General features: G+C 72.3%; 11 protein-coding genes. 5 read left to right on the forward strand and 6 right to left on the reverse strand.

The features are described 5' to 3' along the window. Window positions 1–130: 130 nt before the first annotated feature. The 3 genes from ACH4S8_RS09040 to lnt all read right to left on the reverse strand — a co-directional run bounded on the left by ACH4S8_RS09040 (window position 131) and on the right by lnt (window position 3,226). Window positions 131–931 carry a 3-hydroxybutyrate dehydrogenase gene (locus ACH4S8_RS09040; RefSeq protein WP_398392040.1) on the reverse strand — a complete coding sequence of 267 codons (801 nt, stop codon included), beginning with the start codon at window positions 929–931 and terminating at the stop codon, window positions 131–133. 60 nt (window positions 932–991) lie between these two features. Then, window positions 992–1,465 (reverse strand): NUDIX hydrolase, encoded by a 474-nt coding sequence (locus ACH4S8_RS09045; protein ID WP_398392041.1) that lies wholly within the window; start codon window positions 1,463–1,465, stop codon window positions 992–994. A gap of 147 nt (window positions 1,466–1,612) precedes the next feature. Then, entirely contained in the window at window positions 1,613–3,226 is a 1,614-nt protein-coding gene (gene lnt / locus ACH4S8_RS09050) for an apolipoprotein N-acyltransferase (RefSeq protein WP_398392042.1), read from the reverse strand. Between the two features lie 249 nt (window positions 3,227–3,475). On the opposite strand from lnt, the gene ACH4S8_RS09055 reads away from it, so the two are divergent. Next, window positions 3,476–4,525, forward strand: a complete 1,050-nt coding sequence (locus ACH4S8_RS09055; protein ID WP_398392043.1) for an O-antigen ligase family protein — start codon at window positions 3,476–3,478, stop codon at window positions 4,523–4,525. Between the two features lie 72 nt (window positions 4,526–4,597). Here ACH4S8_RS09055 and ACH4S8_RS09060 read toward each other — a convergent pair whose 3' ends face one another. Beyond that, on the reverse strand, window positions 4,598–5,143 hold the full coding sequence (locus tag ACH4S8_RS09060; protein ID WP_398392044.1) for a hypothetical protein: 546 nt from the start codon (window positions 5,141–5,143) through the stop codon (window positions 4,598–4,600). A gap of 75 nt (window positions 5,144–5,218) precedes the next feature. Then, complete coding sequence (locus ACH4S8_RS09065) at window positions 5,219–6,004, reverse strand: glutamate racemase (RefSeq protein ID WP_398392045.1); 786 nt, start codon at window positions 6,002–6,004, stop codon at window positions 5,219–5,221. A 58-nt stretch (window positions 6,005–6,062) separates the two neighbouring features. Between ACH4S8_RS09065 and ACH4S8_RS09070 the strand changes: the two genes are divergently transcribed. Beyond that, window positions 6,063–7,241 carry a glycosyltransferase gene (locus ACH4S8_RS09070; protein WP_398392046.1) on the forward strand — a complete coding sequence of 393 codons (1,179 nt, stop codon included), beginning with the start codon at window positions 6,063–6,065 and terminating at the stop codon, window positions 7,239–7,241. Between the two features lie 5 nt (window positions 7,242–7,246). On the opposite strand, the gene ACH4S8_RS09075 is transcribed toward ACH4S8_RS09070, so the two are convergent. After that, window positions 7,247–8,557, reverse strand: a complete 1,311-nt coding sequence (locus tag ACH4S8_RS09075) for a TerD family protein (RefSeq protein WP_398392047.1) — start codon at window positions 8,555–8,557, stop codon at window positions 7,247–7,249. Window positions 8,558–8,849: 292 nt separating this feature from the next. Here ACH4S8_RS09075 and ACH4S8_RS09080 point away from each other — a divergent pair, with 292 nt between their 5' ends. From ACH4S8_RS09080 to ACH4S8_RS09090, 3 genes are all read left to right on the forward strand, one after another. Then, window positions 8,850–9,275, forward strand: a complete 426-nt coding sequence (locus ACH4S8_RS09080; protein ID WP_398392048.1) for a DUF6643 family protein — start codon at window positions 8,850–8,852, stop codon at window positions 9,273–9,275. A gap of 45 nt (window positions 9,276–9,320) precedes the next feature. Continuing rightward, window positions 9,321–10,145, forward strand: coding sequence for an MOSC domain-containing protein (locus ACH4S8_RS09085; RefSeq protein WP_398392049.1), 825 nt, complete (start codon window positions 9,321–9,323; stop codon window positions 10,143–10,145). A 185-nt stretch (window positions 10,146–10,330) separates the two neighbouring features. Next, complete coding sequence (locus ACH4S8_RS09090; protein WP_398392050.1) at window positions 10,331–10,936, forward strand: hypothetical protein; 606 nt, start codon at window positions 10,331–10,333, stop codon at window positions 10,934–10,936. Window positions 10,937–10,965 lie beyond the last annotated feature (29 nt).

Raw genomic sequence — 10,965 nt, forward strand, 5'->3', positions numbered from 1 at the left:
ACAGGATCGCGCATCCGCGGGGCGGCGCCCCGGCCCTGTGGACAACCATCCGCGGGGCAGCACCTCGGCCCTGTGGACAACTCGCGAACGGCCCAGGTGGGCAGGGGCGCGAGTGGGGCGGGCACCCGGCTCAGTGCGCGGTCCAGCCCCCGTCCAGAGCCAGCGCGGTTCCGGTGATGAAGGCCGCCTGCGGACCGCAGAGATAGGCCACCGCCTCCGCGACCTCCTCCGGCTCGATGAGCCGCTTGACCGCGCTGTCGCGCAGCAGGATCTCGGTCAGGACGCGCTGTCGCGGAATGCCGTGTGTGCGGGCCTGATCGGCCAGTTGTTTCTCGACGAGTGCGGTCCGCACATAGGCAGGGTTCACACAGTTCGAGGTGACCCCGTGGGGGGCGCCTTCGAGGGCCGCGGTTTTCGAGAGCCCTTCGAGTCCGTGCTTCGCGGCGACGTAGGCCGATTTGAACGCCGAGGCGCGCAGCCCGTGGACGGAGGAGACATTGACGATGCGGCCCCAGCCCTGCCCGTACATGTGGGGCAGAGCGCCGCGGATGAGGCGGAACGGCGCCTCCAGCATCACGGTGAGGACCGTGTGGAACACGTCGGGCGGGAATTCCTCGATGGGGCGGACCATCTGCAGTCCGGCGTTGTTCACGAGGACATCGGTGCCGGCCGCGGCCTGTTCGGCCGCGTCGAGGTCGGTGAGGTCGAGGACGTGCGGTTCGACCGTCCCGGCCAGGCCGTGCGTCTGCCGGGCCAGGGTCTCCAGACCCGCGGCGTCCCGGTCGACCGCTCTCACCTTGGCTCCGGCGGCGGCGAGCCGCAGCGCGCAGGCGCGGCCGATGCCGTTCGCGGCGCCGGTGACGAGGGCGGTGCGGCCGCCGAGGTCGAGTGCGGAGGCGTGGGGGCCCGGGAGGGCGCTGAACGCGGTCATGCCTCGACCCTAGGCAGCACCCAGGCCCCCACCGATGTGGTCAGCGCACACACTTCACCGTCAGGTCGTGGGCTCGAACCATGTGGGTTCGTCGAGCAGCGCCTGCTTGATCCGGCGGAGCGCGTAGTCGTCGAGCTTCGGCAGGGCGTTCACGTCGAACCAGGCGACGTGGAGCGACTCGTCGTCGTTGACGCGGGCCTCGCCGCCGACGGCACGGCATCGGAGGGTGGTGTCCATGAACTGACAGACGTCACCGTTGGCGAAGGTCACCTGTCCGCCGGCCTGGATCATCACGACGCGCTCGACCTCGATGTGCACGGCCGTCTCCTCGTACACCTCGCGCACCGCGCAGGCCGCGGGCTGCTCCCCCGGGTCCGGGATGCCGGAGATCAGCGCCCATTTGTGGCTGTCCGAACGCTGGCCGAGCAGAACCCTGCCCCCGTCGTCGAAGACCACGGCACTGACTCCGGGGAGCCAGAGGAGCTGGTGGCCCGCGAAGGCCCGGATGGTGCGGATGAAGTCGGGAGTTGCCATGGCCCAGACCATATCCGCGCGACGTCGCCGCCTCGCGGACAGGCTTCGGCCCGGTCACGGGCGCCCGGGACGGGACCGCGGCGCACAAGCTTCGGCCCGGTCCCGGGCACCCGTGTTCCACCGCGGCGCACAGGCCGCGGCCCTGTCCTAGGCGCCGGTGTTCCGGCGCGACCGGACCGCCGTCGCGGCCGCCCAGCCGAGGCCGCCCGCGGCGATCAGCACCAGGAGCACCTCGGGAATGATGCCGAGCTTCGTGGCCGGGGTCTCGGAGGAACGCAGCGGCACCTTCTGGACCAGCGAGTCGGCGACGAACATCCCGGTCTTCTGGGTGATCTTCCCGTCGGGCATGATCACGGCGCTGACCCCGCTCGTCACGGGCACCGTGACGGTACGGCTGTGCTCGACGGCGCGGATGCGGGACATGGCGAGCTGCTGGTAGGTCATCTCGCTGCGGTCGAAGGTCGCGTTGTTGCTGGGCACGGAGATGATCTGCGCGCCGTCGGTGACGGTGCTGCGCACGGCCCAGTCGAACGCCGCCTCGTAACAGGTGACGAGCCCGACGCCGGTGCCGTTCATCTTGAACACCCCCGGCTTCGTGCCGCGGCTGAAGTCCTGGCGGACCATGCTCGTCCAGTTCTTGTTGATCGCTCCGAGCAGCGGGCGCAGGGGGAGGTACTCGCCGAACGGCTGGACCTGGCGCTTGTCGTACGTCTTCACCGGGCCCTTGACCGGGTCCCACAGGATCTGCTCGTTGTAGAGCTTGCCGCCCCGCTTGACGACCGCGCCGACGGAGACGGGGGCGCCGATCGCCTTGGCCGCCCCGTCGATCACGTAGCGGGCGTCGCGGTTGGCATACGGGTCGATGTCGGAGGAGTTCTCCGGCCAGAGCACCAGGTCGGGCTTGGGCTTCTTGCCGGCCCTGACCTCGGCGGCCAGCCGCTCGGTCTCGGCCACGTGGTGGTCGAGGACGGCGCGCCGCTGCGCGTTGAAGTCGAGTCCCGCGCGCGGGACGTTGCCCTGGATGAGCGCGACCGTCGCCGTGCCGTCCTCGGCCTTGTCGCTGACCAGCGTCCGCGCGGCGAGCGCGCCGAGGACCGGGACGGCCATGCTGAACAGCGCCACCGCGGCGCCGCCGCGGCGCAGGACGCCGGTGCCGCGGCGCTCGACGACGAGACGGACGATCTCGTACAGCCCGAAGCCGCACAGCACGACGCCGAAGCCGAGGACCGGAGTGCCGCCGACCGCGGCGAGCGGCAGGAACACACCGTCGGCCTGGCCGAACGCGACCTTCCCCCAGGGGAAGCCGCCGAAGGGCGCACGCGCGCGTGCCGCCTCGCCGGCGATCCAGACGGCCGCCGCCCACAGCGGCCACCCGGGCAGCCGGGAGACGAAGGTGATCCCCGCGCCGACGAGCGCTATGCAGATCGCCTCCACCGCGACGAGCGCGAGCCAGGGTCCGGAGCCGACCTCGACGCCGGTCCAGACCAGCAGGGGCAGCAGGAATCCGAGGCCGAACAGATACCCGAGGCCGAGACCGGCCTTCCAGGAACGACCGCGCAGGGTCCAGGCGAAGACCGCGAAGGCTGGCAGGGCGAGCCACCACAGGGTCCGTGGCGGGAAGCTGACATACAGCAGCACTCCGGAGAGCGCCGCGGCGGCGGCCGGAACTAGGCGGCGCACCAGGGCGGACCCGCGTGGGGCGGGCGCGGCCTGGGGTTCGAGCTGTTCCGGCTCGTCTACGGTGGTTGCGGTGGCGGTCACTCGGGGAGTGTACGGCGGCTGACCTGGGGGCGGACAGCTCGGCCTGCCGGGTCCCGATGGGTGGAACGGGGTTCGACGGGTCCTCGTGCACAGACCTGCTGCAACGTTTCTGCACAACGGGTCCCCAAACCTGCGCACCAGCCGTTACGGTGTGGCCGAGCCTCTGACGTGCGACCGGATGCGGTGACGACGCCCGGGGCCCGACGGAGTCGGGGGGCGACGGGGGTGGGTTCCGCGGAGATGGCGTCCATGGCCGACGCGGTGCCCACGGGCGAAAGACGCAGCGCTTCGGACATCGCCGGCATCGTCGTGCTCGCGGCCTGTGCCGGCTGGTCGCTGATCGCGGCGGCGGCGCACGACGGCCGACCCGAGGGCATGCTGCTGGCGGTCCTCGCCGTGACGGCGGGGTACGCCGCGGGACGGATCTCCGGAGCGCTCCTGCCGGTGGCCGCCCCCTGTGCCGCGGCGCTGGCCGGGCTCGGCCTCGCGATCGCCACGCCCGGCCCGCAGATCAGCCTGCAGCTCGGCCACACCGGTGCCACGGCCGCCCTGCTCACCCTCTCCTGCGGCGCGGCGTGCTGCGCCGCCTGGGCCGCGCGCCCGTCCCCACTGCGGCTCGCGCTGCGCCTGCAGGCCGCCGGAACCGCGGTGACTGCGGCCTTCCTCGGGTCCACCACCGGAGTCGTCACCTGCACCGGGGTCCTGCTGTGTTCGCTCGCCACCGCCCGTGTGGGCCGCCGGGCCCTCGGCCTGACGGGGTTCGCGGCCGGCACGGCCCTGGTGACCGGGGCGACGTGGGCGATCGGCGAGGACGTGCTGCCGGGCGGACCGGCCGCCTCCCTGGAGGGGCAGCTCACCGAGCACCGCGTCCTGCTCTGGCACGACGCCCTGCGCATGGCCCGCGCGGATCCCGGACTGGGCGTCGGACCCGGCCGGTACGGAGAGTTCAGTCCCACGGTCGCCCAGTCCCTGCTGCCCGACGGCAAACCCCACTCCGCGCCCCTGCAGCAGGCCGCCGAGCAGGGGCTGACCGGAGTGGTCCTGCTCGCGGCGGCGTTCTGCTGGGTCCTGTACGCGCTGCTGCGCTCGCCGCGCACCACGCCGGTCGCGCTGACGGCGGGCGCCGCCCTGACCGCGGTGGCCGCCATCGCGTCGATCGGCAACGCGCTGAGCTTCATGACGGTGACCGCGGGCGCGGGGCTGCTGGCCGGGTTCGCGACCGCGCGGCCGCTGGCCGCGGCGGAGCCGGACGAGGTCCCGGCCCCGGCCCGGCACTCGGACGGCCGCCTGAAGACGTGAACGAGGCCCGGCACTCCGGCGCCCGGCACTCCGACGGCCGGCTGAAGACGTGAGCGACGCCCGGTCCGGCCGTCAGCGCCGCACGCCGGTCCTGTCCGGGCGCAGCCGGCCGCGGATGACCCGGACCGCCGCCTCGGCGTTGTCCACGGTGATCGTGAACGTGTGACCGTCGCCCAGGCGCAGCACCATGCCCTCGCCTCGCCGGACGATCACGCCTGTGCCCTGCTCGGGCCGCCAGCGATACCCCCAGCCACCCCACTGACGCGGGGTGACCTGGGGCGCGAAGTCGGCGCCGACCACCGTGGAGAGGGGGATGCGGCGGCGCGGAACCCCTATGTGACCGCAGCGCACCTCCAGGAAGTCCTCGTCCACCCGCACGGCGACATGGACGAAGGCGAGCGTGCCGAAGAGGATGAGCAGTCCGGCCGCGATGCACCCGACGACGGACATGACCAGCGGTGCCGTTCCCGATGTCCCGCCGGAGGTGACGGCCAGTTCGATCCCGAGTGCCAGGCAGGCCACGCCGCCTATGGCGGGCAGCCACTGGACGCGGTTCCTCGCACGCCCGGTCCAGATCTCCGGGTGGGGGGAGGTTTCGCCGTGGGGGTGGTCCCTCATGTCTTGAGACTACTCAGGTTCCGCTGCGCGGGCACCGGTCTCTCCGCCGAGCGATGAGGGTGGGGACTGCGGCGCTCAGCGCGCGGGGCTGACCGCCGACAGAATGCGGCCTTCCTCGTAGGTGAGCGCCGTGGCGGACAGGGCTCCCTCGCGGCCGCTCTGGAGCACCGTGACGGTGGAGGTGGCGGGGGCCTTGGGGTCCGGGAGCTCGCCGATCCGGCGCAGTGCCTGGGTGGCGACCGCTCCGGCGCTGCCGTGCAGGACGAGCGGCGGGCGGCCGGGGCGCTGCACGGCCGCGCGGATGCGCTCGGCGACGAGCTCGTAGTGGGTGCAGCCCAGGACGACGGATGTCACGTCCTCGGGGGTGCGCGCCGCGGCCGCCGCGATCGCCGCGTCGATGGCGGCCTGGTCGGCGTGCTCGACGGCGTCCGCGAGTCCGGGGCAGGCCACCTCGGTGACCGCCACTCCGGCGGCGAACTCCTCGATCAGTCCGCGCTGGTACGGGCTGCCCGTGGTGAGGGGCGTGGCCCAGATGGCCACGGGTCCGCCGCCCGCGGCGGCCGGTTTGATCGCCGGGACGGTGCCGATGACGGGCACCTGCGGCTCGAGGCGGGCGCGCAGGGCGGTCAGGGCACGTACGGAGGCGGTGTTGCAGGCGACGATCAGGGCGTCGGGCCGGTGCAGCGCGGCGGCCTCGGCGACCGCGAGGGCACGCGCGGTGACGTCTTCCGGTGTGCGGGGTCCCCAGGGCATGCTGCCGGGGTCGGAGGAGAGGACGAGATCGGCGTCGGGCCGCAGTCGACGCACCGCGGCGGCAGCAGCGAGCAGTCCGATTCCTGAGTCCATGAGCGCGATCTTCACCCGGTCACCATAGACGATCCGTCTTTACGGGCGACCGCGGTGGGGCAGACTGCGGCGGGTGAGCGCCCTCGTGTGGATCGCCGTCGGATCACTGGCCGCATGGCTGTGGCTGCTGCTCGGCCAGGGCTTCTTCTGGCGTACGGACGTGACGTTGCCCGCCTGCCGTGAACCGTCGGACTGGCCGTCCGTCTGTGTCGTGGTGCCGGCCCGGGACGAGGCCGCGATCCTGCCCGCGAGTCTTCCGTCGCTCCTGGCCCAGGACTATCCGGGGCGGGCCGAGATCTTCCTCGTCGACGACGGCAGCTCGGACGGCACGGGAGAGCTGGCCCGCGAACTGGCGCGCCGGCACGGGGGCCTGCCGCTCACCGTCGGTTCGCCCGGAGAGCCGCCGGCGGGCTGGACGGGCAAGCTGTGGGCCGTACGCCACGGCATCGGCCTCGCCCGCGCGCGAAAGCCCGAATACCTGCTGCTGACCGACGCCGACATCGCGCATGCCCCGGACAGTCTGCGGCTCCTGGTGGCGGCGGCCCGCACGGGTGGCTTCGACCTCGTCTCGCAGATGGCGCGGCTGCGCGTGGAGAGCATGTGGGAACGGCTCGTCGTGCCCGCCTTCGTCTACTTCTTCGCGCAGCTCTACCCCTTCCGCCGGATCGCCGTGAAGGGCTCGCGGACGGCGGCCGCGGCGGGGGGATGCGTCCTGCTGCGCGCGGACGCCGCCGAGCGGGCGCGGATCCCGGACGCGATCCGGCATGCCGTCATCGACGACGTGGCCCTCGCCCGTGCCGTCAAGCGCGGCGGCGGCCACATCTGGCTGGGCCTGGCCGAGCGCGTGGACAGCGTGCGTCCCTATCCGCGGCTGCGCGACCTGTGGCGCATGGTCTCGCGCAGCGCGTACGCCCAGTTGCGGCACAGCCCGCTGCTGCTCGCCGGGACGGTCGCCGGGCTCGCCGTGGTGTACCTGGTGCCGCCGGTCGCCCTCGTGGCGGGCCTCGCCGCGGGGAACGCGTGGGCGGCCGCGGCCGGCGGGCTCGCCTGGCTGGTGATGACGGCGACCTACGGACCGATGCTCCGTTACTACGGGCAGCCCCTGGCGCTCGCCCCCCTGTTGCCGGTCACCGCGTTCCTGTATCTCCTCATGACGGTCGATTCCGCGGTGCAGCACTACAGGGGGCGCGGCGCGGCCTGGAAGGGCCGCACCTACGCACGCCCCGGCGCCGCGTTCGACGACACCCCCTAGCCAGGTCACTTCCTGCCCGGCGTCCAGTTCATGCCCCAGCCGTAGACCTGGTCGACGGTGCGCTGCGGACTCACCCCGCGCGCGGGGATCAGATACCGGGCCTCGCGCTGGACGACCAGGTCGGCGCCGTTGCCGGTGATGAGGGCGAGCGCGCAGACGGTGGAGGGCACCGTGCATTCGTCGAGCGAGAAGTCGATGGGCGCCCCGTTCTGCGGCTGGAGGGTGACCGTGGCGTGCAGGTCGGCGAAGGACCGGGCGCCTTCGTAGATGGTCACGAAGATGAGGATGCGCCGGAAGTTCTGTTTGTGGTCGAGGTTGATGGTGAGGTTCTCGCCGCCGTCCACGGCTCCGGTGCGGTCGTCACCGTCGAGATGTATGAAGGGCGGCTGGTGCAGTGCCCCGAAGGCGTTGCCGAGTGCCTGCACGACTCCCTTGCGGCCGTCGGACAGTTCGTACAGGGCGCAGAGGTCGAGGTCGAGGTCCGCGTGCATGGCGACGGCCCGGCCGCGTTTGCTGCCCCACCCCGAGAACTGCTTGCGCACTTCCCAGTTGAGGTTGACGCGCATGGCGCCGCCGGTGCCGCCCTGTTTGGAGAGCGAGACGGAGGGTGCCTCCTTGGTCAGTGTCACCTTGGAGAGGCGGACGGGCGCCGGAGGGGCCATGGGGGGCGGCATCGTGACGGGCGGGGCGACCGGCGGCGGCATCGTGACGGGGGGTGCGACGGGGGGCGGCGGTCCTTGCACGAGGGTGGCGGGCCCCTGCGGCGCGGCGGCCGGGGGCGCCGCGTGCTGCGGCTCGTCCACCGTGATCCCGTAGTCGGTGGCCAGCCCTTCGAGGCCGCTTCCGTAGCCCTGCCCGACGGCGCGGAACTTCCAGGCCCCCTGGCGCCGGTAGAACTCGCCCAGGACGAAGGCGGTCTCCACGGTCGCGTCGGTGCTGTCGAAGCGGGCGATCTCCGTGCCGCCGTGTACGTCGAGGACCCGGATGTACAGCCCGGGAACGCGCCCGAAGGAGCCGCCGTCCGCGGAGGCGGCCAGGACCACGGTCTCGACGGCGGGTTCCACGCGCGTGAGGTCGACGAACAGGGTGTCGGTCACCTGGCCGCCGTCGTTCCGCTTGCCCTCGTGGCGCACGGAGCCCGAGGCGTGCGCCGGCTGGTTGTAGAAGACGAAGTCGCCGTCCGAACGAACCTTTCCGGCCACCAGCAGAAGGGCGGACGCATCGGCGTCGGGCACCCCCTGTCCTGAACGCCACCCCAATTCCACCCGGAGTGCGCTCGTCGGGACAGGAACATTCGATCCCTTAGGCATTGACATGTACGCCCCCATCAACGTGTCTCCGCGCCGGTACGAGTCCCGAACGGACCGCCGGCTCCGCTCTCGCCAAACCTAATCCCCGGGTCCACCGACTCCCATGGCTCGCGCAGGAAGATCCTGGTCAACCGCCGGTAACCCGTCCGAGGCTCGGCCTTTACACGATCTCAACCATCTTTGACGTCCTTTTTTGCCAAGTTCGCTCGCATTGGGGATCCCGCGTCACCGCGGGCACGGAAAACAACCCTCTTATCGGTCTCCCCAACCAGCACATCGTGGGCTTAACTTATGTGCCATGACCTCCCCCCGCTCCACCTATGGCGGCGGTTACTACTCCGCCTTCCAGGACACCCCGATCTACGACTCCCTCGTCGCCGAGCGGGGTACCCCTCAGATCGCCCCGATCCGGGTCCCTTCCGCCTACGACCCGGGCATGAGCAACAACCTCCCGGCACTGCCGTCCGCGCTCCCCGCGCTGCCGGCCGGCCCCTCCTCCTACGGCTACCAGCCGGCCCAGCAGCCCTCTCCGCTGCAGCAGGCCCCCGCGCCGTACATCCCGCAGCAGGCCGGCGCACCACGGGGCTATCCCAGCCCCCAGCCGCAGCAGCCCCGCCCGATGGCGCCCGGCACGGGCTTCGAGGCGATGCGCCCCGCGGCTCCCCGGCCCGCCCCCGCTCCGTACCAGGACCCCTACAACGGTCAGCAGTACCGCGGGTACTGACATCCCCTGACCGGATTGTCGGTACCTCCTGGCACCATGGCGGTCATGGGGAACGCGCTGCTGCACTCGATTCACGTCCATCCGGTCAAGGCCTTCCGGAGCCATTCGCTCCAGGAGGCCGTGGTGGAGCCCTGGGGGCTGGCCGGAGACCGACGCTGGGTCCTGATCGACGACGGGGGAAAGGTCGTCACGCAGCGCGAGCAGCCGCGTCTGGCACTGGCCGCCGCCGAGATACTCTCCGGCGGCGGCCTGCGTCTGTCCGCCGCGAACCGCGAGTCCGTGACGGTTCCCGTACCCGAACCCATCGGTACGACAACGGTGGAGATCTTCAGCGACAAGGTGGAAGGCGTCCTCGCCGACCCGGCCGCGCACGCGTGGTGCAGTGCGTACGTGGGCGCTGACGTGCGCCTCGTCCACATGGACGATCCGGCGACCCGTCGGCCCGTCGACCCGGACTTCGCGCTGCCGGGCGAGACCGTCAGTTTCGCCGACGGCTATCCGCTGCTCGTCACCACGCTCGGATCGCTGGACGCGCTCAACTCTCTGATAGCCCAGGGCGACCGGGCCGAGGAGGGCCCGCTGCCGATGAGCCGCTTCCGGCCGAACGTCGTCGTCTCCGGCACCGAGGGCTGGGCCGAGGACGCGTGGTCGCGGATCGCCATCGGCGAGGTCACCTTCCGGGTCACCCGGATGTGCGGCCGTTGCATCGTCACCACGACCGACCAGGACACCGCCCGGCGCGGCAAGGAACCGCTGCGCACGCTCGCCCGGCACCGGCGCTTCGACGGAAAGGCGATGTTCGGGCAGAACCTGGTACCCGAGACCCGTGGCTCGCTGCGGGTCGGCGACCCCGTCACGGTCCTCGCGTAGCCCGTCCGACGACATTCCGCCAGAGACCGGACACCGGGAACACCGGGGCCGGGCCGGATCGTTGAGTCTGTGCGAGATGTTCATGAAGGGCCCTGGGGGAGGGTGAGGCTGGCCTCTCTTCCCCGGCCTCGCGTGTGAACGGCTCCGCTGCTGGTAATCACGGAGGCGGAAGGGGGTGCGGGACGGTGCGCGCGATCATCGGTCTCTGGCGCTGGCGGCGCAATCCGCTGCGCCGCACGACAGATCTCCTGGAGGCCTGGCTGGCCCTGGCCACGCTCCTGCTCATCCTGGTCGCGGCGCCCCTCGCCGGAACGGCCGTGGGGGTCTCCGTACAGGGGACACTGCAGAAGGCCGTCCGGGACCAGCGCAAGGACCGGCACCATGTGGCGGCCGTCGTCGTCAGGAAGCTGTCCCGGGGCCCGTTGGCCCCCGACCCCGAGACCCCCTCGGGACGGGATGCGCGCAGCCGCGTCGTGGCCGACTGGACGGCGCCGGACGGCACCCCGCGGCGTGGCACGGTGATCGCCGGCCTCAAGACACCGCTCCCGGGGGACCGGTTCTCGATCTGGACCGACCGGCACGGACGAATAATGGGCCGCCCGCTGGACAGCGCCACCGCGACCACGCACTCCGCTCTGGCCGGTTTCGGCGCGGCGGTGCTGTCGGCCGGACTCCTGGAAGGCGCCCGGCGGCTGATCCTGTGGCACATGATCCGCCGGCGTCACACCGGATGGGACCGGGCCTGGGCCAAGGCGGGTCCCGACTGGGGCAAGGCAGACACCGGCAGCTGACGGCCTTCCCGCTCCGGTCAACCGGGCGT

The organism is Streptomyces sp. NPDC021080 (assembly GCF_044333225.1).
Lineage (GTDB): Bacteria > Actinomycetota > Actinomycetes > Streptomycetales > Streptomycetaceae > Streptomyces.